Origin of the sequence: Variovorax glacialis (assembly GCF_051216375.1) — a bacterium.
Taxonomy (GTDB): Bacteria; Pseudomonadota; Gammaproteobacteria; order Burkholderiales; family Burkholderiaceae_C; genus Variovorax.
The window spans coordinates 268,422-294,460 of the sequence record NZ_JBPJZT010000006.1; the positions used below are offsets into that span (position 1 = coordinate 268,422).

Sequence of the window (26,039 nt, forward strand, 5' to 3'; positions counted from 1 at the left end):
CCCTGCCCGATAAAATCCGTCGATGAGTTCCCGCCCCGACCTGGCCCCGACGGCCGAACCCGCCGCAATGCTCGCGCGGGCGCGTATCACCTTCGATATCGAAGCAGCGGCCGTGCTCGGCCTCAAGGAGCGCGTCGGGCCGAGCTTCGTGGAGGCCGTTCGCAAGATCCTCGACGTGCGCGGCCGCGTTGTCGTGATGGGCATGGGCAAGAGCGGCCACGTCGGTCGCAAGATCGCCGCCACGCTCGCGTCGACCGGTACGCCGGCCATGTTCGTGCATCCGGCCGAGGCCAGCCATGGCGACCTCGGCATGATCAAGGCGGTCGATCTCGTGCTCGCGATCTCGAACAGCGGCGAGGTCGAGGAACTCACCGTCATCCTCCCGGTCGTCAAGCGCCAAGGCGTGCCCTTGATCGCCATGACCGGCGGCGCCGATTCCACATTGGCGCGCCATGCCGACATCGTCCTCGACAGCGGCGTCGAGAAGGAAGCCTGTCCTCTCAACCTCGCGCCCACCGCCAGCACGACGGCCCAGATGGCCCTCGGCGACGCGCTCGCGGTCGCCTTGCTCGATGCGCGCGGCTTCGGCACCGAAGACTTTGCGCGCTCGCACCCCGGCGGCGCATTGGGACGCAAGCTCCTGACCCACGTGGGCGACGTCATGCGTTCGGGCGATGCCGTGCCGCGTGTCGGACCCGGCGCGAGCCTGAGCGAACTGATGCGCGAGATGAGCGCAAAGGGATTGGGCGCCACCGCGGTCGTCGATCCGGACGGCCGGGCCATCGGCATCTTCACCGACGGCGACCTGCGTCGACAGGTCGAGACCGGTGCCGACCTGCGAGCCCTGACGGCAGGCGACGTGATGCATGTCGGCCCGCGAACGCTGCGGGCCGAGGCGCTCGCGGCCGAAGCCGCCGAGCTGATGGAGCAGCACCGCATCACGAGCGTGCTGGTGGTCGATGCTTCCGGCATCCTGATCGGTGCCCTCACCATCAACGACCTGATGCGCGCGAAGGTTATCTGATGCCCATCGACTTCAAGGCGGAGACCTTGCTCGCCGCGCAGGACGTCCGCGTCGCGTTCTTCGACGTCGACGGCGTGTTGACCGACGGGGGTGTGTATTTCAGCGAGCACGGCGAAACCCTCAAGCGCTTCAGCATCCTGGACGGCTACGGCCTCAAGCTGCTTCGCATGGCGGGCATCACCCCGGCGGTGATCACGGGACGCGATTCGAAGCCGCTGCGGGTGCGGCTCACGGCGCTCGGTATCGAACATGTGCGCTACGGCACCGAAGACAAGCTGCCGGCGGCCGAGGCCATGCTCGCACTCCTCGGCCTCAAGTGGACTCAGGCCGCCGCCATCGGCGACGATTGGCCCGACCTCCCGGTGCTGTCCCGTGTGGCCTTCTCCGCTGCGCCCGCCAATGCGCACACCGAGGTCCGTGCGATTGCCCACCATGTGACGGCCGCGCGGGGCGGCGAAGGCGCCGCACGCGAGTTCTGCGATCTGTTGCTGACGGCGGGCGGCCACTACCGCCGGTTGCTGGACGGTGCGCGGGGCCTGCCCGCATGAGGTCGGCCTGGCGCCTGCTGCGCAAAGGAATCGATCGCGCGACGATCTACCTTCCGCTCATCCTGACCGCGGCGCTCGCCCTGGGCACCTACTGGCTGGTGCGCAGCGCGCCGAAGCTCACCGCGCCGACGCCGGCGGAAGCCCCGACGCATGAACCCGATTTCTTCATGCGAGGCTTCGTGGTGAAGAATTTCCTTCCCAACGGCGAACTGCGCAGCGAATTGTTCGGCAAGGAAGGCCGTCACTATCCGGACAACGACACGCTCGAAGTCGACGATGTGCGGTGGCGCGCCATTTCCGATGAGGGCCTTGTTACCCACGGTTCCGCGACGCGTGGCTTGTCCAACGGCGACGGGTCCGAAATCCAACTGTTCGGGAATGCAGTGATCATTCGTGACCCCGCATCGACCGCCGACGGCAAGGCAACACCGCGTCTGGAATTTCGCGGCGAGTTCCTGCACGCATTCCTGGACAGCGAGCGCGTCAAGTCGCACAAGCCGGTCACGTTGATCCGCGGCACAGACCAGTTCACGGCGGATTCGCTGGACTACGACAGCATCACAGGCGTCGCCGATCTCAAGGGACGCGTCCGTGGTGTGCTGATGCCGCGCGTTCCCGCGCCGGGAGCGAAGCGCTGACCGCCTCCACCTTTCAGGACCAAGCTCGGAGCAGGCCCCTCGTGTTCATCACCGGGGCGTCGAGTGGGATCGGGCAGGCGCTGGCCTTGCGCTTCTACGAGGAGGGCTACTCGCTCGCGCTTGTCGCGCGACGTACGGCGGAAATCGAAGCGTGGGCGGCTGGGCGGCACCTCGATGTCGACCGCTTCCAGGTCTACGGCGCCGACGTGGCCGTGGTCGACAGCATCGTGGGTGCCGGTGCGGCCTGCATCGAACGACAGGGCGCACCGGACGTCGTTATTGCCAATGCCGGCATCAGCATCGGCATGGACACGGCCGAGCGCGAGGATCTCGACGTGCTGGCGCGGACGTTCGCGACGAACAACATTGGACTCGCGGGGACCTTCCATCCTTTCATCGGCGCCATGAAGGCGCGAGGAAGCGGCCGCCTGGTCGGTATCGGAAGCGTTGCGGCGATACGTGGCCTTCCGGGTCATGGCGCGTACTGCGCGAGCAAAGCCGGCGTTGTCGCGTACTGCGAGAGCCTGCGGGGCGAGTTGGCCCAGAGCGGCATCAAGGTCGTGACGATCTGCCCGGGCTACGTCGACACCCCGTTGACGCAGGGCAATCGCTACAGCATGCCTTTCCTGATGACACCCGACGAATTCGCGGCCCAGGCGTTTCGAGCCATCGACGCTGGAACGACCTATCGCGTGATTCCGTGGCAGATGGGGGTGGTCGCCAAGATCATGCGCTTGCTTCCCAACGCCGTGTTCGACCGCGCCGTGAAGGGCCGTGGGCGCAAGCGGCGCGCGGGGGAATGACCCGCATCGGCGCCGGTCCCGGCAGACCATGAAAAAAGGCTCCCCAGGGAGCCTTTTTGTCGTGCGTTCGGTTTGTGCGCGGGTTCAATAGCCGCTGTTGCCGCCGTTGCCGCCGCCGTAGCCGCCGCGACCACCGCCGCCGCCACGCGGGCCGGCGCCGTAGGGGCTGCGGAAACCGCCATCGCCACCACCGCCACCGCTGCGGCCACCACCGCCGTAACCACCGCCGCCGCCGCCATAGCCGCCACCGCCGCTGCGACCGCCGCCGCCACCGCCGTAGCCGCCACCACCACCGCCGCCATAACCACCACCGCCGCCGTAGCCGCCGCCACCGCTGCGCGGGGGACGTGCTTCCATCGGACGCGCTTCATTCACGACCACGCTGCGGCCGCCCAGAGGCTGACCGTTCATGCCGTTGATGGCTGCTTGTGCTTCCGCATCGCTGCCCATTTCGACGAAGCCAAAGCCCTTGGAGCGGCCTGTGTCGCGCTCCATCATGACCTTGGCGCTCGTCACGGCACCGAATTGCCCGAAGGCCTGCTCGAGATCACCGTCACGTACCGAGTAAGGCAGGTTACCGACGTACAGTTTGTTGCCCATCAAGGGACTCCTATAAACACATCAAGAAAAGCGATGGAGTCCCGAGAGCACCACCCAAAGGAAAAATCCGCCGAGTTGCGCGAAACTGTCCGATCACCGAATCCCCACCCCCAGAATTTGGAGGAAGGCTCGTGCATTATGGGTGAAATACGTCAAGTGCAAGTAGGAATTTGCCCCCTCCGCCGCCGACCTCGAAAAATTGTTGATGTTGGCGCACGCTTACAAATGCGCTCCCCGAGGCACTACAATTTCAACGGTCATTGGGGAGTAGCCGCCTTCCATCGTGAGAAGGGTTTGCGTCAACAGACTTGTCTTGCCTCGTGCAAGACATGGCGCAGACAGTGTCCAGCCTGGCGAGACCTTTGACCGCACGACTTCGGGATTCGGCCGAAGGTGTCGTGCGGTCAATTGCGTCCTTCGGCCGTAGGAATCCCTTTTTCATGGAAGCATTTTTCGTTGCAACCGGCGTGGTCGCTCTCGCCGAAATGGGTGACAAGACCCAACTGCTCTCTCTCGTTCTTGCCGCACGATTCCGCAAGCCCTGGCCCATCGTCCTGGGCATCTTCGCGGCCACGGTCCTGAACCATGCCCTCGCGGGCGCCGTCGGCAATTGGGTGACCCACTTCCTCGGCCCCGTCGTGCTGCGATGGATCCTTGGCGGCTCATTCATCGCGATGGCGCTCTGGATGATGATTCCGGACAAGCTCGACGACGACGAAGTGCCCAAGTCATCGCGCTTCGGCGTCTTCGGCACCACCCTCGTCGCCTTCTTTCTCGCGGAGATGGGCGACAAGACGCAGATCGCCACCGTGATGCTGGCCGCTCGCTACGTCGACGCCTATGCGTGGGTCGTCTTCGGCACCACCCTCGGCATGATGCTGGCCAACGCGCCGGTGGTATGGCTGGGCGAGCGCATCGTGAAGCGTGTCCCCATCAAGCTCGTGCACGGCATCTCCGCCGTCATCTTCATGGTGCTCGGCGTGGCTGCGTTGATCGGCTGGGGTTGACCGGCATATACTTCCCGGACGCGCCGATTTGCTCCAGCTTGCGGGCGCTTAACAAATGCAGCTAAAGACGGATGCCGGACCCGGCTCGTTTTTGGCGAGGCCGGGTTTTTCATTCATGTCGTTCGTCGTCACTCCGCAATCGATGCATTTCGCCGGTCCGCTGGCTCTCACCAGCGGCGCTTCGATCAGCGACTACACGCTCGCGTTCGAGACCTACGGCGAACTCGACGCGGACCGCAGCAACGCGGTGCTGGTCTGTCACGCGCTGAATGCCTCCCACCACGTCGCAGGGGTGTACGCGGGGCAGGAAAAATCGGAGGGCTGGTGGGACAACATGATCGGTCCGGGCAAACCGGTGGACACCGACCGGTTCTTCGTCATCGGCATCAACAACCTCGGCTCGTGTTTCGGCTCGACGGGGCCGATGCACGTCAATCCCGCCACGGGCCTCGCATACGGCGCCGACTTTCCCGTGGTGACGGTCGAGGACTGGGTCAATGCGCAAGCAGCACTCCTCGACGCCCTCGGCATCCGGAAACTCGCGGCGGTGATGGGCGGCAGCCTCGGCGGCATGCAGGCGCTGTCCTGGACGCTGCAATACCCCGATCGCGTGCAGAACGCTGTCGTGGTGGCCAGCGCGCCCAGCCTGACGGCGCAGAACATCGCGTTCAATGAAGTCGCACGCCGCGCGATCGTGACGGACCCGGATTTCAACGGCGGCCATTTCTACGAGCACGGAGTGATCCCCAAGCGGGGACTTCGCATCGCCCGAATGATCGGCCATATCACCTATCAGAGCGACGATCTGATGAACGAGAAGTTCGGCCGTGCGCTGCGCAGCGCGGTCGAGGGCGCCGCGGACAACACGGACTTCCTCTATTCGACGCAGGAGGTCGAGTTCCAGATCGAAAGCTACCTGCGCTACAACGGCGACAAGTTCAGCGAGTACTTCGACGCCAACACCTACCTGCTCATCACGCGTGCACTCGACTACTTCGATCCCGCGCGCGAGCACGGCGGCGACCTCCGCGCAGCGCTGGCACGCGCGAAGGCCAAGTTCCTGCTCGTGAGCTTCACGACGGACTGGCGCTTCTCGCCAGCACGCAGCCGCGAGATCGTCAAGGCCCTGCTCGACAACAGCCGCAACGTGAGCTACGCGGAAATCGACGCACCGCACGGCCACGACGCGTTCCTGCTCGACGACGTGCGCTATATGAGCGTGGTGCGCTCCTACTTCGACCGAATCACCTTCGCGACGCAGGCGTCGGAGTCGAAGGCCTCCGCCGGAGCTTCACTGGCATGAGCGATCAGGACACCCAACAGCTCATCGCACGCCTCGTGCCGGAAGGCGCACGCGTGCTCGACCTCGGTTGCGGCGACGGCGCACTGCTCGACCTGCTGCAGCGGGAACGGGGCTGCACCGGCTACGGCATCGAGATCGCCGACGGCAATGTGCTGAAGTGCGTCCGCCGAGGGGTGGACGTGATCCAGCTCAACCTCGACGAAGGCCTCGCGATGTTCGACGACGCATCCTTCGATGTCGTGCTGCAGATCGACACGCTGCAGCACCTGCGCAATGCCGAGGTCATGTTGCGCGAGACCGCGCGCGTCGGCCGCATCGGCATCGTCGCATTCCCCAACTTCGCGCATTGGCCGAATCGCATCAGCATCGCGCGCGGCCGCATGCCCGTGACGCGACGCCTGCCCTACCAGTGGTACGACACGCCCAACATCCGCGTAGGGACCTTCAAGGACTTCGAAGTGCTGGCGCGCAAGAACCGCCTTCGTGTTCTCGATGCCTTCGGCCTTCAGGATGGCCGCGAAGTGCGTTGGTTGCCGAACGCACGTGCCAGCACCGCTGTCTTCAAGTTCGAGCGGGATCGCTAGCCATCGGCGACGGCCGCGCCTGACCCCATGCCGTTCACTCTGGCCGCGCCGCTTCACAGCGAGCTGATCGTCAAGAAGAGCCGCTTCATCGGGTGCGTTCAGCCGGTGGTCGACCGCGCCGCGGCACAGGCGGTGGTCGATGCCTTGCGCAGCGAACATCCGGGCGCGGCCCACGTCTGCTGGGCCCTCATGGCAGGCGGGCAATCGGCAGCGAACGACGACGGCGAGCCGGGCGGTACTGCCGGACGGCCGATGCTCGAAGTGCTCCGCCATCACGATCTCGAAAGCGCGCTGGCCACCGTCGTGCGCTACTTCGGCGGCGTCAAGCTCGGAGCGGGCGGACTCGTTCGCGCGTACACCGACAGCATCGCGCTGGCGCTGGCCGGCGCCGCACTCGTGCCTCTGGTGCGGCAGCGCACGCTTCGTTGCGCCGTGCCCTATGCGTTCGAAGGACCCCTACGTCGCGAGATCGCGGCGGCCGGTGCCACCATCAACGAAGTGCGCCATGACAGCCTCGTGCATTTCTCCTTCACAATGCCGGAACACGCAGCCCTCGACTTCGTCGCGCGGCTCGACGATGTGGCCCAGGGGCGAGTAGCCTGGCTGTCGGAATCAATCCGCTGATGCGTCGATTGAGGAACACCAAAGTTCCCAATAGATGGAAAACGCGATTTATTCAGTTACGCTTCTTTCGCAATGAAGTGCCATCGCGCGCGGAGCCGTTCTTACGATAGGCGTTTCTGAGGAGCTCCCCATTGGCCACACAGTCCCCCTTCTTCGGCAAACGTGAACGCGAAGCCGACAATCTCACCTCCCGCCCCGCGCCTTTGATGGGTTCTGGCACCAATCTCTCGGGCACGCCGGTCAGCCCCTCCACGCTCACGACCCAGGCCGCCAACGCTGTTGCCAGCGTCGCGAAGGAAGGCGGCAGCAAACTCACCGTCGGTCCGAACATCAAGCTCAAGGGCGTCGAGATCACGGATTGCGACACGCTCGTTGTCGAAGGTCTGGTGGAAGCCACCATGGATTCGCGTGTGATGCAGATCGCCGAGCAAGGTGCCTTCAAGGGTTCCGCAGAGATCGACATCGCGGAAATCCGGGGCCTGTTCGATGGCAACCTGACGGTGCGCGAGAAGCTCGTGATCCATTCCACCGGCAAGGTCACCGGCAAGATCCGCTACGGCAAGATCGTCGTCGAAGAAGGCGGACAGCTTTCCGGTGAGATCAGCTTCGGTGCGGCCCCTGCCGGCAGCAAGCCCGCAGCCACCCTGCAAGCAGCCGCCTGAGTCCGGCTCAGCCCAGTCTCTTGATCAAGGCACCGGCAGCAGCCGGTGCCTTTTCTTTTGCGCCATTGATGAAGTAGACGAAGACATCGCGCGCCTTCGATGGCTGGGACTTGCCGACCTCGACACGTGGCAACGACGCGGGCGTGCCGCCCTTGGCCCACGTCTTCGCGGCCTCGGCCCACTCGTCGAGTGCCTTGGGCGCATAGCCGTTCTCGAACTTCGCATCGCTGTTCATGAGCCGCGCGTAGACAAAGTCGCCGGTCAGGTCCGCGAACGACGGAAACTTGTCCGAATCGGTGAAGACCGTGGCGACGCCGTGCTTGCGGGCCAGTGCCAGGTAGTCGGGCGTACGGAAACTCTCGTGCCGCACATCCAGCACGTGCCGCAGCGCGCGGCTGCCCTCCTTCTTCGGCAACAGCTCGAGAAAGCCCGCGAGATCCTCCGGATCGAACACCTTGGTCGGCATGAACTGCCAGACGATCGGCCCGAGCTTGCTGCCGAGTTCGCCGATCCCGCTGTCCACGAAGCGCTTGATCGAATCACCGGCCGTCGCGAGCAGCTTGCGATTGGTCGAAAAGCGTGACGCCTTCAGCGAGAACATAAAGCCGTCAGGCGTGTCGTCATGCCACTTCTTGAAAGTCGTCGGCTTGAAGGTGCTGTAGTAGGTGCCGTTCACCTCGATGGCGGTGAGATGCCGACTCGCATAGTTCAATTCCTGCGACTGAGGCAGCCCGGCCGGATAGAAGTTGTTGCGCCATGGCTCGTACGTCCAGCCGCCCACGCCGACCCGGATGCGTTCGCCCGCCGCGTTCACGGCCGCCCTCCTTGCGCAAGCGCGATCAGGCTGGAAACTTCCATGTGCGCAGTCATGACTTCCCTTCGACGTTGGCGAAGCACGCCTTTTATCGCATCCACCGGCTCCATGTCACCTGCGCACGATGCGCCCATAGGCACTAACATCGTTTCCCCAACCCCGCGGAGAACTTCATGAACGCCCCCCTCCACCGCGAATTGCCCGCCGGTCTGCTCGACGCCGGGCGCGCGCTGTCCGATGTGTCGTCCAAGTGGGACAACGACATCGTCAAGCAACTGACCGACTACATCGCGATTCCGGCCAAGTCGCCCGGTTTCGACAAGGAATGGGCGCAGCACGGTTACCTTGAAACCGTCCTGCGCAACGCGGCGAGCTGGGTCGAGGCCCAGAAGGTCGAAGGCCTCAAGCTGGAAATCGTCCGGCTCGAAGGCCGCACCCCCGTGCTCTTCTTCGAGGTGCCCGCCACCGGTACCGACATGAAGGAGACCGTGCTGATGTACGGCCACCTCGACAAGCAGCCCGAGTTCACCGGCTGGCGCAACGACCTCGGTCCGTGGACGCCCAAGTACGAGAACGGCCTGCTCTACGGACGCGGCGGCGCCGACGACGGCTATGCGGTCTATGCGAGCGTCGCCGCACTGCAGGCGCTCAAGGCGCAGGGCGCGGCGCATCCGCGCATCGTCGGCCTGATCGAGACCTGCGAAGAGTCCGGCTCCTACGACCTGCTCCCCTACGTCGATGCATTGCGCCCGCGCCTCGGCGACGTATCGCTCGTCATCTGTCTGGATTCGGGTGCGGGCAACTACGACCAGTTGTGGCTCACCACCTCGCTGCGCGGCATGGCCAGCGGCACGCTCAAGGTCGAGATCCTCACCGAGGGCGTGCACTCCGGCGACGCCTCTGGCCTCGTGCCGTCGAGCTTCCGGATCATGCGGCAGGTGCTGGACCGGCTCGAAGACAGCAAGACCGGCCGCCTGCTGCCCGAAAGCTTTCATTGCACCGTGCCGGCCGAAAGACTGGCGCAGGCCAAGGCGACGGCCGCCATCCTCGGCGAAGAGGTCTACAAGCGCTTCCCTTGGGCGCACTTCGATTGCGGCGGTTCCACGACCTTCGCGCTGCCGACCACCACCGATCCGGTCGAAGCGCTGATCAACCGCACCTGGAAGCCGACGCTCTCGGTCACCGGCGCCGAAGGCTTCCCGGCCCTCAAGGATGCGGGCAACGTCCTGCGCCCGTATACCGCCTTCAAGCTCTCCCTGCGCCTGCCTCCGCTGGTCGATGCCGACCAGGCCGTGCAGCAGCTCAAGACGCTGCTCGAGGACAACGCGCCGTACCAGGCCAAGGTCACGTTCGACAGCAACGGTGGTGCCACCGGATGGAACGCGCCCGAGACGGCGCCGTGGTTCGAAAGCGCGCTCAATGCCGCTTCGCGCGCGCACTTCGGCGCGGACTGCGGGTACATCGGGCAAGGCGGCACGATTCCGCTGATGAACATGCTGAGCGTCGGCTTCCCGAAGGCCCAGATGATGGTTTGCGGCGTGCTGGGGCCGAAGAGCAACGCACACGGCCCCAACGAGTTCCTGCACGTGCCGTATGCCAAGAAGTTGACCGCTGCCGTGGCCGAGGTCATCGCCGCCCTGCCGATTGCCCGCGCCGTCGCGGCTTGAAGACGCCAAATACGCTGCAGGCGCCGGGCGGTGAGACGCTGGCGCTGTACGACTGGCCCTTGGAAGCCAGTCGCGCCAGGGGGGTCGTCGTCCTCGTCCACGGCCTTGGCGAACACGCCGGGCGTCATGCGCACGTGGCCGATCGCCTCAACGCCTGGGGATTCGCAGTGCGCGCGGCGGACCATCATGGGCACGGCGCGTCGAGCGGCGCCCGTGGTGGCCTGCCCGCGTCCAATCGACTGGTCGACGATCTCGCGCTCGTTGTCGATGACACGCGCGGGGCCTGTCCGGGCCTTCCTCTTGTATTGCTCGGACACAGCCTCGGTGGCCTGGTCGCCGCGAGCTTCGTGGCCCGCAATGTGCGCCCCGTCGATGGGTTGGTGCTCTCATCCCCGGCGCTCGACGCCGGGCTCAGTGCGTTCCAGCGCTTTCTTGTCGCAACGCTTTCCCGCCTGGCGCCGGACTTGCGCGTGAGCAACGGCCTCGACATCCAATACCTGTCGCACGACCCCGCCGTCGCGCCGGCCTATCGCAGCGACCCGCTGTGCCACGACCGCATCGGCGCGCGGCTGGCGCGGTTTCTCGCGGACGAAGGCGCATTCATCCAGTCGGCGGCATCCGGATGGCATGTGCCCACGCTGTTGATCTACGCCGGCGACGATCAACTGGTGAGCCCTGCCGGAAGTCGCGCCTTCGCGTCAGCGGCGCCCGCGTCGATCGTCAGTGCGACCTGCTTTCCTTCTCACTATCACGAGATCTTCAACGAGCTCGACGCCACCTCGGTGTTCAATACGCTCCAGCATTGGCTCGACGCGCGCTTTCCTGCGCGCTAAGCCACTGCGGGCGCGGTGCGCCGGCGGCGCGCGAGCCACAACAGCGCAATGCCTGTCAACAGCACTGGAACCAGTGAGCCCAGGTTCAGCAGACGCCAGCCCTGCGTCGTCACCAGCACGCCCGATGCGAACGAACTCAACGCGAGCGTCGCGAAGACACAGAAGTTGAGCGCGCCCTGGGCCCGGTCCCTCTCTTCGGCCGTGTAGGCCGAGAGCGAAAGCGTCGTGCTGCCGGTGAACAGGAAGTTCCAGCCGACGCCCAGCATGAAGAGCGCAATCAGGAACTGATGCAGGTCGACCCCGGAGAGTGCCACCGCAATGCAGCCGAGGTTGAGCGCCAGGCCCGCGCCCATCACCGGCAGCACGCCCACGCGGCGGATCAGGTGCCCGGTGAAAAAGCCCGGCGCGAACATGCCGATGACATGCCATTCGAGGACGAAGGCGATGTCGTTGAAAGGCATGCTGCAGACCTGCATCGCGATCGGCGTCGCGGCCATGAGGAGGTTCATCACGCCGAATCCGAGGGCCCCGGACACGGCCGCGACGATGAATACCGGCTGGCGCGCGATCTCGCCGAGAGAGCGACCGCCTGTCGCCGCGGTCCTGAGCGGCGGCGCGGGAAAGTCGATGAACTGCATCATCACCATCGAGAGCAGCGCGACGGCCGCCAAGGCCAGGTAGGCACCCGCGAAAGGCACCGCGAACCAGTTGCGTGTCACGGCCGCGAGATTGGGACCTGCGACCGCGCCGATCAGACCGCCGGCCATCACGAGCGAGACTGCTTTCTCGCGCCAGTCGGGTGCCGCGAGTTCGGCTGCGGCAAAACGATAGAGGCTGGCATTCGCGTTGTAGTAGCCCGCCACCACGGTCGCGAGGCAAAGCAGCCAGAATTCCTTCCAGATCGCCGCCTGCGCGCAAAGCAGCGCCGAGCCGAGTGCTACCGCAATTCCGATCTGGAACGAGCGTTGGCGACCGAAGCGCCTCTGCGCACGGGCAACCAGGCTGGTGGCCAGCGCACCGCCCACCACGTAGCCCATCACCGGCAGTGTCGCCATCCAGCCCCGCGGCGCCAGTGCAAGACCGACGAGGCCGTTGATCGCCATGAAGGTGACGTTGTTCGTCAGGAACAGGCCTTGGCAGATGGTGAGCAGCCAGAGATTTCGATTCATGCGACGGGGACGGGGGAGTGGAGTCCGGTTCTATCACGGCCCAAAAAAATGGCGCCCTGGGGCGCCATGTTCGATGCGAACGCCCAGACAGGCGTGCACTACCCCTTCTGCAGCAAGCCGCTCAGCGACGACAGCAGGTCCTCATGATTGCCCAGGCCTTCGGCAGGCACCTGGCCCTTCGGCGTGAGCTGATCGATCAGCGTCGGCAGCATGGTCGCCAGCAACGGCAGGAGCGTAGAAGCGTTGATCCCGAGCTTCTGCGCGATGCCCGAGATGGCGTCGCTGCCGAGCACCTGCTGCAATTGCCCGCCCGAGATCGGCGCGTTCTCGCCCTTGCCGACCCAGGACCCGATCACATCGCCCATGCCGGCCTGCTCGAACTTCGAGACCAGGCCTCCGAGACCGCCGAGCTCGCCGTTGTTGGCGAGCAGGCCACCGAGCGCGCCGGCAAATCCGCCGAGGTCACCCATTCCGGCAAGGCCGCCGAGACTGCCGACGCCGCCTGCCTGTGGTTGTGCCTGTGTGCCGCCTAGCACCTGTCCGAGAACTGAATCTAGCAATCCCATGATGGGCCTCCTGACATGTAATTTGGGGGTGCGACTTTACTTCGTGCGTGGGGGGCGTTTTGCCAAGAGGGGCTCGCTCACGCCCTGGACCCCGACCAGCCCGAGCACCGTCACGAGGGCATTCTGCGCGCCCATCCAGCCGCCTGTCACGTCGATCCATTCCGCGAGTGCGTGAAAGCCGCCTGTCTTTCCGCCGCCGCCAATGATGATGGCCGGGATGCCCAGCGACATCGGTACGTTCGCGTCGGTGCTCGCCCCCGTCAGCAGCGTCTTGTGGCCGAAGGCGGTGTTTGCTCGCACCGCTGCTTCGACGATCACCGAGTCCGACGAGGTGCGACCTCCCGGCCGGTCGCCGATCAGCTTGGTGGACGCGCTCAGCGTCGTGACGTTCCAGCGCTTGTTTTCCTCGGCCACGGCTTCGTCGATCGCAGCCAGCACCTTCTTCTCGGTGTCGAGCAGCGCGGCCATGTCGTCCGAGCGAATGTCGACCGCCATGCGCGCATCCGGCGCAATGGTGTTGACCGAGGTGCCACCTCCGACCGTGCCGACGGTGAACGTCGTCTTCGGAAAGCTCGGTGTCTTGATGTCGGCGATCTTGGCGATCGCGCGGCCCATGCCGTGGATCGCACTGGGCACCTGCCCGAAGGCCGCATAGCTGTGGCCGCCCGGTCCCTTGAAGCTCACCTCGTAGCGATGGCTCGCGGTGCCGAGCACGAGCACGCTGCCATCGGCCGCCGGCTCGACGCCCACCATCCCGTCGATGTCGAGGTGATCGCGGAAGATCGCCTTCATGCCCCGCAGGTTGCCCAGTTCTTCCTCGCCGACATTGCCGACGAAGATGAGGTCGCCCACGGTCTGGATCTTGTTGTCGTTCAGCACCTTGAGCCAAGACAAGAGCACCGCGAGCCCGCGGGTGTCGTCGGAGATGCCGGGCGCGTACAGCTTCCCGTCGCGCTCCTTGACCTTCACATCGGTCCCGGCCGGGAAGACGGTATCCAGGTGCGCCGAGATCAGGAGTTTCGGCCCGTTGCCGGTGCCCTTGCGCACACCGATCACGTTGCCTTCGCCGTCGATATGCGCATCCGTCAACCCGAGGGCCTTCAGGCGCGCGAGAAAGGCCTCGGCGCGCTTCTGTTCCTTGTAGGGCGGCGCCTCGATCTCGGTGAGTGTCTTCAGGTCTTCGACGGAGCGTTCGTGATCGGCCTTCAGGGCGTCGAGCAGTTGCGTGACGGACGGTGCGGCCAGAAGCTGGGTGTACGCCTGGTCAACCGCAGGCTTTACCTGCGATGGCGTCGGCGCCACGGCCGAGCCCTGTGCATGAACGGCACCCGCAGCGCAAAGCGCCGCGAGCAGGATGGGCGCAAGGCGCGAGGGGATGGAACGGGATGGCATGAGGGTGAGGGTTGAAGGCGGGTCGAAGAACGCGACGCTTACTGACCGGCGAGCATCACAAGCGCCGCCAGTGCGGCCGTCTCGGCACGCAGGATGCGCGGGCCGAGGTTAAGGGGCGTAAAGCCGAGTGCAAGCGCATCATGTTCCTCGGCGCCACTGAGGCCGCCTTCCGGGCCGCTCAGGACCCACGCGTCGCGCAGATGACTGGAAGCGCCGTCGCGCACGGCCGAAATCGGTTGCGTTCCATCGGCGAGGCTCAGGATGAATCTGTCGGCATCGGCGACCGGCCTGCCCAGCCACCCAGCCAATGACTGGACCGGATGAATCACAGGCACGCGGTTGCGGCCGCACTGCTCGCAGGCCGCGATGGCGATGGCCTCCCAATGCCCGCGCTTCTTGTCCGCGCGCTCGCCCGACAGTCGCAACACGCCGTGCGCCGTCATGAGCGGCTGGACGCTCGCCACGCCGAGTTCAGTGGCCTTCTCGACCAACCAGTCCATCCGCTCGTTCGCCGGCATGCCGACCGCCAGGTGCACGGCGCGTGGTGCCTCGCGTTCGATCGCGGCATGCGCCCCGACCTGGACCGAGACTTCGCTGCGGCCCATGCGCTCGACCGTCGCGGCGTATTCGCCACCGCTGCCGTCGAACAGGGTCAACGCATCGCCCGGCTGCATCCGCAGCACCTGCACGTGGCGCGCAGCGCCGGGTGGCAGCGTCAGCGCGCTGTTCGCAGTCAGCGCCGTCGCGCAGTGAAAGCGCGCCGTCACACCCGCCCGTATGCGAAGCCGCTCAGGGCGGTGGTGCCTTCGACTTCGTCGATGACGCGAAGCAGGGGCGTGAGTTCGGTGTAGCGGCTTGCGGTGGCCCGGATATAGGCGATGAAGCGCGGCGTGTCGGCGAGGTACTTGGGCTTGCCGTCGCGAAGCGTGAGCCGCGCAAAGATGCCGGCGACCTTCAGGTGCCGTTGGAGGCCCATCCATTCGACCGCCCGGTAGAACGCGCCGAAATCCTCGTCAACCGGCAATCCGGCCTTGCGGGCCTGTTCCCAGTAGCGAACCGTCACATCGAGCACGAATTCCTCGTCCCAGCTCAGGAAGGCGTCCCGCATCAGGCTGGCAATGTCGTAGGTGATCGGGCCGTACACGGCGTCCTGGAAATCCAGTACCCCGAGCGAAGGCCCTCCGTTGACCATCAGGTTGCGCGGCATGAAGTCGCGGTGCACGTAGACGCTCGGTGCCGCGAGATTGTTCGCGACGATGAGCTTGAAGCTGCGTTCGAGGCGCTCCTGCAGCTTGCCCTCCACGGGCAATCCGCGGTGCTGCGTGATGTACCACTGCGGGAACAGCGAGAGTTCGCGCTCCAGCAGCGCCTGGTCGTAGGGTGGGAGAACGCCGGGGCGGGAGGCCTTCTGCCAGAGGATCAGTGCATCGATCGCCTGCGCGTAGAGCGGGCGTGCCGCGTCCGGACGGGACGGATCGATCACATCGAGCATCGTTTGCACGCCGAGGTCGTCCAGCAACAGGAAGCCGTTGGCCTGGTCCCATTCGAGCACCTGGGGTGCCGTCACCCCGGCTTCGGTCATCAGCTTCGCGACCTGCACGAAGGGCGCGCTGTTCTCCTGGGCCGGCGGGGCGTCCATCACGATGCGGGTCGGCCCGCCTTCGCTCGTGTCGACACGGAAATAGCGCCTGAAGCTGGCATCGGCCGAGGCAAGACGCACGGTGGAAGGCAGCAGCTGATGCGTTGCCGCGATGCGCGCCATCCACTGGCTGAATGCCTGCGCGCGAGCCGGGTCGCTCCAGACGGGTGGATCGGAAGGTGTCGCGGCGCCGTGGGCCGGTGGCGGGGAGGCTGTCATGGATAATCAATTCTACAAATCCGCCTGGCGCGGAGCTTCGCAACCCGCCGGTCTCCCGGCGCCCCCATCCCCCTCCAGACGCTATTTGTTCCGTACCGATGCCTGACCTGAACCGAGCCGCCTGGCGCCGGTCCCGCCCGCCCTTGCCGCTGGCGGTGCTGTCTCTTGCACTGCTGCATGCGCATGGCGCGCATGCACAGGATTCTGGTCTCGATGCGCCGATGGTTCTCAAGCGCACACCGCAACTGACCGAAACCATCACCCCCGAGCAGCGCGGCCAGTTGCCGAGCTTCGTGAACGGTGATCGCATTTCCGGGCGTCCCGACCTCGAGACGGTGGTGGAAGGCAATGCAACGCTGCGTCGCGGGGACACCCTGATCACAGCGGACCGGTTGGAGTACTACCAGCCCGAGGATCTCGCCAAGGCGACCGGCAACGTGCACGTCAACCAGGCCGGCAACGTCTACGAAGGGCCAGAGCTCCAGCTTCGCCTCGAGACCTTCGAGGGCTTCTTCAACAATGTCCGATATCGCTTCCTGGTCAACGGGGGGCACGGCTCTGCGGAACGCATCGACTTCGTGGACAGCAATGTGTCCGTGGCGCGCTCCGCGACCTACACCACCTGCCGGCCCGAAGACTATCCGGGCTGGATGCCCGCGTGGCTGCTGAGTGCCGCGACGCTCACCACCGACACCGAGGAAAACGTGGGCGTCGCCACCAATGCGCGGCTCACGTTCATGGGCGTGAGCACGCCGCCGTTCCCTTCGCTGAGCTTTCCGCTCAGCAACGATCGCAAGAGCGGCCTGCTCCCGCCCGTCATCGGCATCGACAATGTCAACGGCGTCGACATCACGGTCCCGTACTACTGGAACATTGCGCCCAATCGCGACGCGACGATCTATCCCGAGTTGATGTCGAAGCGCGGCATCAACATCGGCACCGAGTTCCGTTATCTGGAGAACACCTACAACGGCGAGATCCGGGCCGACTACATGCCCGACGACCGCCTGCGCGACCGCGACCGCTGGGGCGTCTGGACGCACCACGAGCAGCGATTCGATGGTCCGTACTTCGGCCTCGATTCGCTGGTCGGCACGCTCAACATCAATCGGGTGAGTGACAACGACTACTGGCGCGACTTCACCCGTACGCCATCGCTGACGCAACGGCTGCTGTCGAACGACGGCACGCTCAACTGGAGCAAGGGCGACTGGAGCGGGATGGCGCGTGCGTTGAGCTACCAGACGCTGCAGTACGCCCCTGCGCCGATCGTTCCGCCGTACGACCGGATGCCGCAGATCACCGCGAACTACAACAAGTTCGACTGGAACGGCTTCGATTTTTCGATCAACACCGACTACACGCGGTTCGAGACGAACCCGATCGAGCAGTGCCTTGGCTCGCTTCCGTCCAACGCGTCCGTGGCTTGCCAGCCCAATGGCGAGCGTGTCTTCGGCATCGCGACCCTGAGCAGGCCCTTCCTGACCCCGGGTACCTTCATCATCCCGAAGGTGATGCTGAATGCCACGGCCTACCAGTTCGATGCGCCGCTGGTGACCAAGACCTTCGACATCGGCAACACCCAGCTTTTCGATGTAGCCAAGAGCGCCACACGAACGCTTCCGACATTCAGCCTCGACAGCGGCCTGGTCTTCGAGCGCGACACCAGCCTGTTCGGACGCGCCTTCGTGCAGACGCTGGAGCCGCGCGCCTACTACGTGTATACGCCGTACCGCAACCAGAACTACCTGCCGAACTACGACTCGGCGCAGAACGACTTCAACTTCGCGACGATCTATACCGAGAACGCTTTTTCGGGCAACGACCGCATCTCCGACAGCAACCTGCTCACCCTGGGCGTGAGCACCCGATTCATCGATCCCGACACCGGTGCGGAAGCCGCCCGTTTCGGCATCGCACAGCGCCTGCGCTTCGAAGACCAGCTCGTGACTTTGCCCGGCGTCCCTCCCGTGACCGATCGCCTGAGCGACATCCTGCTGGGTGCCCAGATCAACTGGACCCCCAAATGGAGTGTGGACGGCACGGTCCAATACAATCCGGATACGCAAACGTCGACGCGCACGGCCATCAGCGCGCGTTACAACCCCGGGCCCTATCGCTCGATCAGCGCCGCGTACCGCTACCAGGCCAACAGCACGCCGACTTCCGAGGACGGAAACAAGTCGATCGACGTGAGCTGGCAGTGGCCGATCAACGATCTGTGGGGCGACATGGGCAAGGAGCTCGGCGCGGGCCGTGGTCAGGGTGGCGGGCGCTGGTACGCAGTGGGTCGGCTCAACTACAGCCTGCAGGACAGCAAGCTGACCGACGGCGTCATCGGCTTCGAATACGACGGTTGCTGCTGGATCGGACGCGTAGTGCTGGAACGCGTCACGACCGGGCAAGTCACCGCGAATACGCGGATCATGTTCCAGCTTGAATTTGTCGGCTTTGCCAGCGTGGGATCGAGCCCGAGACGCACATTGACGCAGAACATCCAGCGGTACACCCCCCTGCGCCAGCCGATCGCGGGACCGAGCCGCTTCACCAATTACGACTGAGACCGAGCACCGCCATGAATCACTTTCGCTCCATCCTGACCCTGGCCTGCCTTGCCACGCTGGCCGCCGCCGCCGGTGCGCAAGGAGCCGGCATCACGGACATCATGCGCGCCGGTCCGCGCCTCGCGCCCGCGCCGACTGCGCCGGCAGCACCACGCGCCCCGGCAGCGAATGTCCAGCGCTCGGCCGAGTACATCGTTGCGCTGGTCAACTCCGAACCCGTCACCAACAACGAAGTGCAGGCGCGTGCGGTCCGCATCCTGCGCGAGAACCCGGAAGCGGAGCGCTATCCGCGGCCGGAACTGATGCGCCTGGTGCTGGAGCGCCTCATCAGCGAGCGCGCCCAGCTGCAGGCGGCGAAGGAACAAGGCATCAAGATCGACGATGTCGCGGTCGACCAGGCCGAGCAATCCGTCGCACGGCAAAACCAGATCAGCGTGGCCGAGTTGCGTCGACGCGTCGCGGAGGAAGGCCTGTCGCAGGAACAATTCCGTCGCGAACTCCGCGAGCAACTCACGCTGATACGGCTGCGGGATCGAGAAATCGAAGGCAAGGTCAAGATCAGCGACGTGGAGGTCGACCAGTTCATCCGCGACCAGCGCAGCGGCACAAATGCCGCCATTCCCCCGAACATCAACATCGCCCAGCTGCTGGTCGCGGTGCCCGAGTCCGCCAGCGAAGCGGACGTGTCGAAGCTGCAGCAGCGCGCACAAGGCCTTGCCCAGAGGGCGCGCGCTGGCGAGGACTTCGCGAAGCTCGTGCAGGAATTCTCCGATGCACCGGACCGGGCTTCCGGCGGTGCGATCGGCATGCGCGGCGCCGACCGGTATCCGCCGCTTCTGGTCGACGCGGTCCAGTCCACGCCTGTCAACGGCATCGTCGGACCGATTCGTTCGAGTACCGGGTTCCACGTGCTCAAGCTGCTGGCCAAGTCCCCACCCGGTGCGAGCGACGCGGTGGTGACGCAAACGCAGGTCCGCCACATCTTGTTGCTCAACGACGCGAAGCACCCGACGGCCGAGTCGGTTGCCAAGCTGAACGAGTTCAAGCAGCAAGTGCAGAAGGGCGCGGCCGATTTCGCCGTCCTCGCGCGCGACAACTCGCAGGACGGCAGTGCCAAGGACGGCGGCGACCTGGGCTGGGCGCGACCCGGCCAGTTCGTGCCCGAGTTCGAGGAAGCCATGAACCGACTGGCTCCGGGCCAGCTCAGCGACCCCGTGGTTTCGCGATTCGGGGTTCACCTGATCCAGGTGACAGGGCGTCGCGACGCCAAGCTGAGCCAGGCCGAGCAACGCGAAGCCGCGCGGGCCGTGTTGCGCCAGAAGAGGATCGCGGAAAGCACCGAAACCTGGGCGCAGGAAGTGCGCGCACGGGCCTACGTCGAATACCGCGAGCCTCCGCAATCGTGACCGGCACAGCCTGCGCTTGATGCAGCACATTCCTCGCAAGCGTTTCGGCCAGCACTTCCTGTCCGATGGCGGGATCATCGATGCGATCGTCCGCGAGATCGCGCCGCAGCCCGGCGATGCCATGGTCGAGATCGGCCCCGGCCTCGCGGCGCTGACGCAGCCCCTCGTCGAACGGCTGGGCCGCCTGACGGTCATCGAACTGGACCGCGATCTCGCGCAGCGCCTGCGCGGCCACGGCCAGCTCAACGTGATCGAGTCCGACGTGTTGAAGGTCGACTTCGCCGACCTCGCAACGACCTTGGTCACGTCACCGGGAAAGGCACTGCGCGTCGTCGGCAACCTGCCCTACAACATCTCGACGCCCATCCTGTTCCATCTCCTGGGCTTCGCGCACCTGATCGCCGACCAGCACTTCATGCTGCAAAAGGAAGTGATCGACCGCATGGTGGCCAGACCGGCGACCTCCGACTACAGCCGCCTGAGCGTCATGCTGCAATGGCGCTACGCGATGGACAACGTGCTGTTCGTGCCCCCCGAGAGCTTCGATCCGCCTCCGCGTGTCGACAGCGCCGTCGTCCGAATGGTGCCCTTTGCCGACCCCCCGAAGGTCGATTCCGCGCGCCTGGGTGAAATCGTCCAGGTGGCCTTCAGCCAGCGTCGCAAACTGTTGCGCCATACCCTCGGAAAATGGCTCGACCAACACGGATTCGCCGGCACCTTCGACACCCAGCGCCGCGCCGAGGAAGTCCCCGTCGATCAATACGTAGCCCTGGCCCAGCAAGCGACCCAATAAAAAAAGCCCGTCAGTGACGGGCTTTTCTTCGTGAAACACTGCGGATCCGGCTCAGCCGGTCCGCCGGTGTTGCCCCCGGTCAGGGGGAAGGCGAAGCGACACGAAGTGCGCGCAGCCTGGGGGCGAGCAACAGTCAAGCCGCCGCAAGCCAGTACCCCGCATTGAACGGGCTGCTCATGCGCAGCGCGAGCGGCGATACATCGACCAACTTGTCGGTCGGCATTTTTTCTGCCGCCGGGTCCGCGTTCTGGATTTCTACGTCGGGTGCCGGGTCGGCACCGTTTTGCTGAGCCTCGTTCGCCCGTTCTGCTTGGCTAGTGTGTGCAGAACGGGCTACAGAAAAGAATAGAAGCACCTGAAGGGTATCTTGCGGTCCCCCCAGTAGTCCGCGGCGTCACGGAAGATGTCGAGCAACTGCTCGCGCGCTTCCTTGTCGAACTTGGCATTGGCCGGGATCTGCTCGAGCACGATCACGAAACCCGGCTGCGGGCCCGATTTGTGCAAGGGATCGGTCATGCAGTCGTACAGTGCGTCGAAGTTCTTGCCGAAGTGCTGCGGGAACGTGAATTGCTGCGCAATCAGGTCCAGCACGTCCTGCTTGGTCTGGGCGTTGCCCAGGTTGGCATAGAGAAAGTGCTGACCGGCCGCGTGCGCCGCTTCCTGCAGGTCGTTCACGCGAAATGCGCGAATCGACTGCACGATGTTGGGTCGTACGGCACGAAGGGATAAGGTCATCTCCGCAGGTCTTTCCATGGTTGTCGTCATCATTACTTCGGGGCGCTTTGGCGCGCCGCTCCAATTCAGTTCATCGCTCATGGCACGATCCGCCGGAAGCTCGCATAGTGATCTGCCGTGTACCAGCAGTTCGATGGCGCCGTGCGCTCGCCTCCGCAGACGATGCGCCGTGCACCACGGTCACGCGAACCGGGCGTTTCGACCGTGTACTCTCGGTAGTGGCCTCGCCGTTCCTGCGGCAACACGCGTTCGCGATTGCCGAACACCGCACCGTCTTTTTCGTATCGGAAGGGACCACCACTCAATATGGCCCCATAAGTACGTTGGCCTTGCACCGGCAATTCGGCCAACGCGATCGTTTCCTGTGCTGGCTGTGCGGCGCTGCTGCCGAACCATTCGCGCGCCTGGACTCCAGTGAAGAGGCTTACCAGCAACAAGCTAGTGAGCGCAAACTTGGAAGCCGGGCACGTGATCGAGGCGTAAGCCGCCATGAGGCATCAAAGGAAAAGGGGCGGGGACCGAATTGGGGGTTTAACCTTGGGGTTAACCCGCAAATTCAAGCCCGCAAGTGTGCACCAGAGGCACGCAAATAGCAAGCACCTGCCCAATCTTTGAGCAGGCGCGGGGCTATCTGCGCGCTGGTGAAGTTAGCGACCGCTGTCGCTGGTGCGCCTATCGTTCGGCGTTGGCGTCCGCCACGGTCAGAGCTGTCATATTCACGATGCGCCGCACGGTCGCGCTGGCGGTGAGGATGTGCACAGGTTTGGCCGCGCCGAGCAAAACCGGGCCGATCGCGATATTCCCGCCAGCCGCAGTCTTGAGGAGGTTGTACGAAATGTTGGCCGAATCGATATTCGGAAACACGAGCAGATTGGCATCGCCCGCCAGCGCGCTGTGGGGCATGACCGCCGCACGCTGCTTGCCATCCAAAGCAACGTCTCCGTGCATTTCCCCGTCGACTTCGAGCCAGGGCGCCTGCACGCGCAGCAGGTCGAGCGTCTGGCGCATCTTGACGGCGGTAGGCAGGTTGCTGCTTCCGAAGTTCGAATGCGACAGCAGCGCCGCCTTCGGCTTCAGCCCGAAGCGCATCATCTCTTCCGCCGCCATCGTGGTGATCTCGGCGAGTTCTTCCGGCGTCGGGTCGTAGTTGACGTGGGTGTCGACCAGGAACACCTGGCGATCGGGCAACAGCAGCCCATTCATGCAGGCATAGATCGGCACGTTCTGCGGGGTGCTCGCGCAGCCGCCGGGGCGCTTGCCGATCACCTGGTCGATGTAGTGCAGATGGATGGCGGTGGTGCCCCAGGTGCCGCAGATCATCCCGTCGACATCGCCCTTGTGAAGCAACATGGCGCCGATCAGCGTGAGGCGGCGACGCATCTCGATCTTGGCCGTCTGCACCGTCGTGCCCTTGCGCTCGGTCATCCGGTGGTACGTCTGCCAGAAGTCGCGGTAGCGGCGATCCTGCTCGACGTTGACGATGTCGTAGTCGAGATCTTCCTTGAGCCGCAGGCCGAACTTCTCGATGCGCTGCGCAATGATTGCGGGACGGCCGATCAGGGTCGGTCGGGCGATGCCTTCATCCACCACGATCTGCGCGGCGCGCAGCACGCGCTCTTCCTCGCCCTCGCAGTAGGCGACCCGCTTCTTCGGCGCGCGCTTCGCCGCGTCGAAGATGGGCTTCATCATGCTGCCGGAGGTGTAGACGAAGGTCTGGAGCTTGTCGCGGTAGGCATCGAGATCGGTGATCGGACGCAGCGCGACGCCGCTCTCGGCCGCGGCCTTGGCGACCGCGGGCGCGATCTTCATCATCAGGCGCGGGTCGAAAGGCTTCGGGATCAGGTATTCGGGCCCGAAGCTCAACTTCTCCCCGGCATACGCAGCGGCCACGCGCTCGCTCTGCTCGGCCTGTGCGAGTTCGGCAATCGCGTGCACGGCCGCAACTTCCATCTCGTCGGTGATGGTGGTCGCGCCGCAATCCAGCGCGCCGCGGAAGATGTACGGAAAGCACAGGACGTTGTTGACCTGGTTCGGGTAGTCCGTGCGGCCCGTGGCCATGACGACATCGCCGCGCACCGCGTGCGCATCTTCCGGCGAGATCTCCGGATTGGGATTGGCCAGCGCGAAGATCACCGGCTTCGCCGCCATCTTCGCCACCATCTCGGGCTTGAGGACACCACCGGCGGACAGTCCGAGGAACACGTCGGCGCCTTCGATCACTTCCGAGAGCTTGCGTGCCTCGGTCCTCTGCATGTACTGGCGCTTGTCGTCGTCCATCAGTTCGGTACGACCTTCGTAGACCACCCCTGCCAGGTCGGTCACGTAGACGTTCTCGCGCTTCAACCCGACCTTGAGCAGCAGGTTGAGACAGGCCAGCGCCGCCGCACCTGCGCCCGACGTGACCAGCTTGACCTGCCCGATGTCCTTGCCCACCACCTTCAGGCCATTGAGCATCGCCGCGGCGACGGTGATGGCCGTGCCGTGCTGGTCATCGTGAAAGACCGGGATCTTCATGCGCTTGCGCAGCTCGCGCTCGACATAGAAGCAATCCGGTGCCTTGATGTCCTCGAGATTGATCGCACCGAAGGTCGGCTCCAGCGCTGCAATGACTTCCACAAGCCTTGCCGGGTCCTTCTCGTCGATCTCGATGTCGAACACGTCGACGCCGGCGAACTTCTTGAACAGGACGCCCTTGCCTTCCATCACCGGCTTCGAAGCCAGCGGACCGATGTCGCCGAGACCCAGCACCGCCGTGCCGTTGGTGATGACCGCGACGAGATTGCCGCGCGCGGTGTACTTGAAGGCGTTGACCGGATCCTTGACGATTTCCTCGCACGGCGCCGCGACACCCGGGGAGTAGGCCAGCGCCAGATCGCGTTGGTTGACCATCTGCTTGGTCGCCGCGATCGAGATCTTTCCAGGGACCGGATGCTCGTGGTACTCGAGCGCCGCGCGGCGAAGCTCAGCTCGCTTGTCTTCGGGCGTGGGAATCTGCGAAGTCGAATCGGACATTTGGGCCGTGCCTCCTGGGGCGCTTCTTGTGAAGGGCGCCGATTGTAGACCTCGATTCGAAGCCACGCGGGCGCGTCGCGCAGTGGCTCGAAAGTCGGCGGAACGCGGCTGTTGCTATCTCTTCTACTTAGTCTTCCTATTTAGATTAGTAGTAGTAGTAAGGGCCGGCCTGTGCTGTGGACAGGGTCACTTTCTTCATTGCCGACAAGGGCTTGTCGTCGCTCGACAGCTGTGCGCAGCGTCGCTTCCGTGCTGTCGCGCCGAGGCGAACAACTTCGGACAATGCGGCGGACCTGTGGACAAGTGCGGTGTTGTGCCGGAACTATCCCCAGGGTTGTCCTTCTGGCGCTGTGGCAATATGCCCGGCACAGCAACCTGCAACGAGGAGCGACCATGGCGCTGATGGATTTCATCAAGAAGCAGTTCATCGACATCATTCAGTGGACCGAGACCGGCGACGGCACGCTGGCCTGGCGCTTCCCGATGGCCGACATGGAGATCCAGAACGGCGGCTCGCTCACCGTGCGCGAGTCGCAGATCGCCGTGTTCGTCAACGAGGGCCAGGTGGCCGACGTGTTCGGCCCGGGCATGTACAAGCTGACGACGCAGACGCTGCCCGTCCTCACCTATCTCAAGAACTGGGACAAGCTCTTCGAATCGCCCTTCAAGAGCGACGTCTATTTCTTCAGTACCCGCCAGCAGGTCGACCAGAAATGGGGCACGCCCCAGCCGATCACCATCCGCGACAAGGACTTCGGTGCTGTGCGGTTGCGGGCCTTCGGCAACTACAGCTTCCGCATCGGCGACGCCAAGCTGTTCCACACCGAGATCTCGGGCACGCGGGACATCTACACGGTGGCCGATCTCGACGGTCAGCTGCGCGGACTCGTGCTCCAGAACATCAGCAACGCGATCGCCTCGAGCGGCGTGCCCTTTCTCGATCTCGCCGCCAACCAGATCCAGTTCGCGGAAGCGCTGGCGACGCAGCTCGTGCCCGCGTTCGCCAAGATCGGGATCAAGCTCGAGAACATCACGGTCCAGAATGTTTCGCTGCCGGAAGAGCTGCAGAAGATCCTCGACCAGAAGATCGGCATGGGCATGGTCGGGAATGACATGGGCAAGTTCATGCGGTACCAGACGGCGCAGGCCATTCCGAAATTCGCGGAAGGCGCCGGCAGCGGCGGCGGCATCGCGGGCGACGCGATGGGGCTGGGCGCGGGTGTCGCACTGGGCCAGGTTCTGGCGCAGAACCTTTCCCAGGGGCTGAGCCAGGGCGCCGCGGCGCCGGCGCAGCAGCCCGCCGTGGCGGTCATCAATCCGGCGGACGTGATGACCACGCTGGAAAAGCTCGGCGAACTCAAGACCAAGGGCATCCTCACCCAGGAAGAATTCGACGCCAAGAAGGCGGAGCTTCTGAAGAAGCTGGTCTGACCCGCT

The 26,039-nt window shown here is 64.9% G+C and carries 26 protein-coding genes and 1 riboswitch; of the genes, 15 read left to right on the plus strand and 11 right to left on the minus strand.

From position 1 onward, the window contains the following. Positions 1 to 22 precede the first annotated feature (22 nt). The 4 genes from ACSFBL_RS18180 to ACSFBL_RS18195 are packed head-to-tail and all read left to right on the plus strand — an operon-like array spanning position 23 to position 3,013. Positions 23 to 1,024, plus strand: a complete 1,002-nt coding sequence (locus ACSFBL_RS18180; protein WP_435517193.1) for a KpsF/GutQ family sugar-phosphate isomerase — start codon at positions 23 to 25, stop codon at positions 1,022 to 1,024. Next, on the plus strand, positions 1,024 to 1,572 hold the full coding sequence (locus ACSFBL_RS18185; protein WP_435517194.1) for a KdsC family phosphatase: 549 nt from the start codon (positions 1,024 to 1,026) through the stop codon (positions 1,570 to 1,572). Before ACSFBL_RS18180 ends, ACSFBL_RS18185 begins: the two co-directional genes overlap by 1 nt. After that, complete coding sequence (lptC, locus tag ACSFBL_RS18190) at positions 1,569 to 2,210, plus strand: LPS export ABC transporter periplasmic protein LptC (RefSeq protein ID WP_435517195.1); 642 nt, start codon at positions 1,569 to 1,571, stop codon at positions 2,208 to 2,210. The genes ACSFBL_RS18185 and lptC overlap by 4 nt, the downstream gene beginning before the upstream one ends. A gap of 41 nt (positions 2,211 to 2,251) precedes the next feature. Beyond that, entirely contained in the window at positions 2,252 to 3,013 is a 762-nt protein-coding gene (locus ACSFBL_RS18195) for an SDR family oxidoreductase (protein WP_435517196.1), read from the plus strand. A gap of 84 nt (positions 3,014 to 3,097) precedes the next feature. Here the strand turns inward: ACSFBL_RS18195 and ACSFBL_RS18200 are convergent, their stop codons facing one another. After that, positions 3,098 to 3,613, minus strand: coding sequence for an RNA recognition motif domain-containing protein (locus ACSFBL_RS18200; protein WP_435517197.1), 516 nt, complete (start codon positions 3,611 to 3,613; stop codon positions 3,098 to 3,100). Between the two features lie 250 nt (positions 3,614 to 3,863). Next, a riboswitch (yybP-ykoY riboswitch) is annotated at positions 3,864 to 4,046 on the plus strand. A gap of 7 nt (positions 4,047 to 4,053) precedes the next feature. On the opposite strand from ACSFBL_RS18200, the gene ACSFBL_RS18205 reads away from it, so the two are divergent. From ACSFBL_RS18205 to ACSFBL_RS18225, 5 genes are all read left to right on the plus strand, one after another. Then, positions 4,054 to 4,620, plus strand: coding sequence for a TMEM165/GDT1 family protein (locus ACSFBL_RS18205; RefSeq protein WP_435517198.1), 567 nt, complete (start codon positions 4,054 to 4,056; stop codon positions 4,618 to 4,620). 115 nt (positions 4,621 to 4,735) lie between these two features. Then, positions 4,736 to 5,923 carry a homoserine O-succinyltransferase MetX gene (gene metX / locus ACSFBL_RS18210; RefSeq protein ID WP_435517199.1) on the plus strand — a complete coding sequence of 396 codons (1,188 nt, stop codon included), beginning with the start codon at positions 4,736 to 4,738 and terminating at the stop codon, positions 5,921 to 5,923. Further along, positions 5,920 to 6,507 (plus strand): methionine biosynthesis protein MetW, encoded by a 588-nt coding sequence (gene metW, locus ACSFBL_RS18215; protein ID WP_435517200.1) that lies wholly within the window; start codon positions 5,920 to 5,922, stop codon positions 6,505 to 6,507. Before metX ends, metW begins: the two co-directional genes overlap by 4 nt. A gap of 27 nt (positions 6,508 to 6,534) precedes the next feature. Continuing rightward, complete coding sequence (locus ACSFBL_RS18220; RefSeq protein ID WP_435517201.1) at positions 6,535 to 7,131, plus strand: IMPACT family protein; 597 nt, start codon at positions 6,535 to 6,537, stop codon at positions 7,129 to 7,131. 131 nt (positions 7,132 to 7,262) lie between these two features. Continuing rightward, positions 7,263 to 7,793, plus strand: coding sequence for a bactofilin family protein (locus ACSFBL_RS18225; protein WP_435517202.1), 531 nt, complete (start codon positions 7,263 to 7,265; stop codon positions 7,791 to 7,793). Between the two features lie 7 nt (positions 7,794 to 7,800). Here the strand turns inward: ACSFBL_RS18225 and ACSFBL_RS18230 are convergent, their stop codons facing one another. Continuing rightward, the gene (locus ACSFBL_RS18230) at positions 7,801 to 8,607 is read right to left on the minus strand and encodes a DUF72 domain-containing protein (protein ID WP_435517203.1); all 807 of its coding nucleotides are present in this window, start codon (positions 8,605 to 8,607) and stop codon (positions 7,801 to 7,803) included. 173 nt (positions 8,608 to 8,780) lie between these two features. Here ACSFBL_RS18230 and ACSFBL_RS18235 point away from each other — a divergent pair, with 173 nt between their 5' ends. Beyond that, complete coding sequence (locus ACSFBL_RS18235; protein ID WP_435517204.1) at positions 8,781 to 10,274, plus strand: M20 family metallopeptidase; 1,494 nt, start codon at positions 8,781 to 8,783, stop codon at positions 10,272 to 10,274. Further along, entirely contained in the window at positions 10,271 to 11,107 is an 837-nt protein-coding gene (locus ACSFBL_RS18240; protein WP_435517205.1) for an alpha/beta hydrolase, read from the plus strand. The genes ACSFBL_RS18235 and ACSFBL_RS18240 overlap by 4 nt, the downstream gene beginning before the upstream one ends. On the opposite strand, the gene ACSFBL_RS18245 is transcribed toward ACSFBL_RS18240, so the two are convergent. The 5 genes from ACSFBL_RS18245 to ACSFBL_RS18265 all read right to left on the minus strand — a co-directional run bounded on the left by ACSFBL_RS18245 (position 11,104) and on the right by ACSFBL_RS18265 (position 16,092). Then, the gene (locus ACSFBL_RS18245) at positions 11,104 to 12,276 is read right to left on the minus strand and encodes an MFS transporter (protein WP_435517206.1); all 1,173 of its coding nucleotides are present in this window, start codon (positions 12,274 to 12,276) and stop codon (positions 11,104 to 11,106) included. The genes ACSFBL_RS18240 and ACSFBL_RS18245 overlap by 4 nt on opposite strands. Before the next feature lie 98 nt (positions 12,277 to 12,374). Beyond that, complete coding sequence (locus ACSFBL_RS18250; RefSeq protein WP_435517207.1) at positions 12,375 to 12,842, minus strand: YidB family protein; 468 nt, start codon at positions 12,840 to 12,842, stop codon at positions 12,375 to 12,377. Between the two features lie 36 nt (positions 12,843 to 12,878). Then, entirely contained in the window at positions 12,879 to 14,234 is a 1,356-nt protein-coding gene (locus ACSFBL_RS18255; RefSeq protein WP_435517208.1) for a M20/M25/M40 family metallo-hydrolase, read from the minus strand. Positions 14,235 to 14,272: 38 nt separating this feature from the next. Continuing rightward, positions 14,273 to 15,001 (minus strand): 16S rRNA (uracil(1498)-N(3))-methyltransferase, encoded by a 729-nt coding sequence (locus ACSFBL_RS18260; RefSeq protein ID WP_435517209.1) that lies wholly within the window; start codon positions 14,999 to 15,001, stop codon positions 14,273 to 14,275. After that, complete coding sequence (locus ACSFBL_RS18265; RefSeq protein WP_435517210.1) at positions 14,998 to 16,092, minus strand: aminoglycoside phosphotransferase family protein; 1,095 nt, start codon at positions 16,090 to 16,092, stop codon at positions 14,998 to 15,000. Before ACSFBL_RS18265 ends, ACSFBL_RS18260 begins: the two co-directional genes overlap by 4 nt. A 98-nt stretch (positions 16,093 to 16,190) precedes the next feature. Between ACSFBL_RS18265 and ACSFBL_RS18270 the strand changes: the two genes are divergently transcribed. From ACSFBL_RS18270 to rsmA, 3 genes are read left to right on the plus strand one after another with little or no spacing between them, the layout of a single operon-like run. Then, positions 16,191 to 18,653: an LPS-assembly protein LptD gene (locus tag ACSFBL_RS18270; protein ID WP_435517211.1), complete on the plus strand. Its 2,463-nt coding sequence runs from the start codon at positions 16,191 to 16,193 to the stop codon at positions 18,651 to 18,653. Positions 18,654 to 18,667: 14 nt separating this feature from the next. Next, on the plus strand, positions 18,668 to 20,062 hold the full coding sequence (locus ACSFBL_RS18275) for a peptidylprolyl isomerase (RefSeq protein WP_435517212.1): 1,395 nt from the start codon (positions 18,668 to 18,670) through the stop codon (positions 20,060 to 20,062). Between the two features lie 19 nt (positions 20,063 to 20,081). Next, positions 20,082 to 20,855 (plus strand): 16S rRNA (adenine(1518)-N(6)/adenine(1519)-N(6))-dimethyltransferase RsmA, encoded by a 774-nt coding sequence (rsmA, locus tag ACSFBL_RS18280; RefSeq protein WP_435517213.1) that lies wholly within the window; start codon positions 20,082 to 20,084, stop codon positions 20,853 to 20,855. 133 nt (positions 20,856 to 20,988) lie between these two features. On the opposite strand, the gene ACSFBL_RS18285 is transcribed toward rsmA, so the two are convergent. The 4 genes from ACSFBL_RS18285 to ACSFBL_RS18300 all read right to left on the minus strand — a co-directional run bounded on the left by ACSFBL_RS18285 (position 20,989) and on the right by ACSFBL_RS18300 (position 24,602). Next, a complete protein-coding gene (locus ACSFBL_RS18285) occupies positions 20,989 to 21,210 on the minus strand; it encodes a hypothetical protein (protein WP_435517214.1) in 222 nt (73 codons plus the stop codon). Next, positions 21,189 to 21,620, minus strand: a complete 432-nt coding sequence (locus ACSFBL_RS18290; RefSeq protein WP_435517379.1) for a barstar family protein — start codon at positions 21,618 to 21,620, stop codon at positions 21,189 to 21,191. The genes ACSFBL_RS18285 and ACSFBL_RS18290 overlap by 22 nt, the downstream gene beginning before the upstream one ends. 47 nt (positions 21,621 to 21,667) lie before the next feature. Further along, positions 21,668 to 22,081: a guanyl-specific ribonuclease gene (locus ACSFBL_RS18295; RefSeq protein WP_435517215.1), complete on the minus strand. Its 414-nt coding sequence runs from the start codon at positions 22,079 to 22,081 to the stop codon at positions 21,668 to 21,670. A gap of 181 nt (positions 22,082 to 22,262) precedes the next feature. Continuing rightward, on the minus strand, positions 22,263 to 24,602 hold the full coding sequence (locus tag ACSFBL_RS18300) for an NADP-dependent malic enzyme (protein ID WP_435517216.1): 2,340 nt from the start codon (positions 24,600 to 24,602) through the stop codon (positions 22,263 to 22,265). Positions 24,603 to 24,995: 393 nt separating this feature from the next. Between ACSFBL_RS18300 and ACSFBL_RS18305 the strand changes: the two genes are divergently transcribed. After that, on the plus strand, positions 24,996 to 26,033 hold the full coding sequence (locus tag ACSFBL_RS18305; RefSeq protein WP_435517217.1) for an SPFH domain-containing protein: 1,038 nt from the start codon (positions 24,996 to 24,998) through the stop codon (positions 26,031 to 26,033). Positions 26,034 to 26,039 lie beyond the last annotated feature (6 nt).

Excerpts from the sequence above, each read along its gene's own strand:
- metW (WP_435517200.1), top strand. The coding sequence starts at position 5,920 with ATGAGCGATCAGGACACCCAACAGCTCATCGCACGCCTCGTGCCGGAA.
- ACSFBL_RS18235 (WP_435517204.1), top strand. The coding sequence starts at position 8,781 with ATGAACGCCCCCCTCCACCGCGAATTGCCCGCCGGTCTGCTCGACGCC.
- ACSFBL_RS18270 (WP_435517211.1), top strand. The coding sequence starts at position 16,191 with ATGCCTGACCTGAACCGAGCCGCCTGGCGCCGGTCCCGCCCGCCCTTG.
- ACSFBL_RS18185 (WP_435517194.1), top strand. The coding sequence starts at position 1,024 with ATGCCCATCGACTTCAAGGCGGAGACCTTGCTCGCCGCGCAGGACGTC.
- ACSFBL_RS18250 (WP_435517207.1), bottom strand. The coding sequence starts at position 12,842 with ATGGGATTGCTAGATTCAGTTCTCGGACAGGTGCTAGGCGGCACACAG.
- ACSFBL_RS18255 (WP_435517208.1), bottom strand. The coding sequence starts at position 14,234 with ATGCCATCCCGTTCCATCCCCTCGCGCCTTGCGCCCATCCTGCTCGCG.
- ACSFBL_RS18180 (WP_435517193.1), top strand. The coding sequence starts at position 23 with ATGAGTTCCCGCCCCGACCTGGCCCCGACGGCCGAACCCGCCGCAATG.
- rsmA (WP_435517213.1), top strand. The coding sequence starts at position 20,082 with ATGCAGCACATTCCTCGCAAGCGTTTCGGCCAGCACTTCCTGTCCGAT.
- ACSFBL_RS18205 (WP_435517198.1), top strand. The coding sequence starts at position 4,054 with ATGGAAGCATTTTTCGTTGCAACCGGCGTGGTCGCTCTCGCCGAAATG.
- ACSFBL_RS18300 (WP_435517216.1), bottom strand. The coding sequence starts at position 24,602 with ATGTCCGATTCGACTTCGCAGATTCCCACGCCCGAAGACAAGCGAGCT.
- ACSFBL_RS18275 (WP_435517212.1), top strand. The coding sequence starts at position 18,668 with ATGAATCACTTTCGCTCCATCCTGACCCTGGCCTGCCTTGCCACGCTG.
- ACSFBL_RS18220 (WP_435517201.1), top strand. The coding sequence starts at position 6,535 with ATGCCGTTCACTCTGGCCGCGCCGCTTCACAGCGAGCTGATCGTCAAG.
- metX (WP_435517199.1), top strand. The coding sequence starts at position 4,736 with ATGTCGTTCGTCGTCACTCCGCAATCGATGCATTTCGCCGGTCCGCTG.
- ACSFBL_RS18295 (WP_435517215.1), bottom strand. The coding sequence starts at position 22,081 with ATGGCGGCTTACGCCTCGATCACGTGCCCGGCTTCCAAGTTTGCGCTC.
- ACSFBL_RS18245 (WP_435517206.1), bottom strand. The coding sequence starts at position 12,276 with ATGAATCGAAATCTCTGGCTGCTCACCATCTGCCAAGGCCTGTTCCTG.
- ACSFBL_RS18290 (WP_435517379.1), bottom strand. The coding sequence starts at position 21,620 with ATGACGACAACCATGGAAAGACCTGCGGAGATGACCTTATCCCTTCGT.
- ACSFBL_RS18305 (WP_435517217.1), top strand. The coding sequence starts at position 24,996 with ATGGCGCTGATGGATTTCATCAAGAAGCAGTTCATCGACATCATTCAG.
- ACSFBL_RS18200 (WP_435517197.1), bottom strand. The coding sequence starts at position 3,613 with ATGGGCAACAAACTGTACGTCGGTAACCTGCCTTACTCGGTACGTGAC.
- ACSFBL_RS18265 (WP_435517210.1), bottom strand. The coding sequence starts at position 16,092 with ATGACAGCCTCCCCGCCACCGGCCCACGGCGCCGCGACACCTTCCGAT.
- lptC (WP_435517195.1), top strand. The coding sequence starts at position 1,569 with ATGAGGTCGGCCTGGCGCCTGCTGCGCAAAGGAATCGATCGCGCGACG.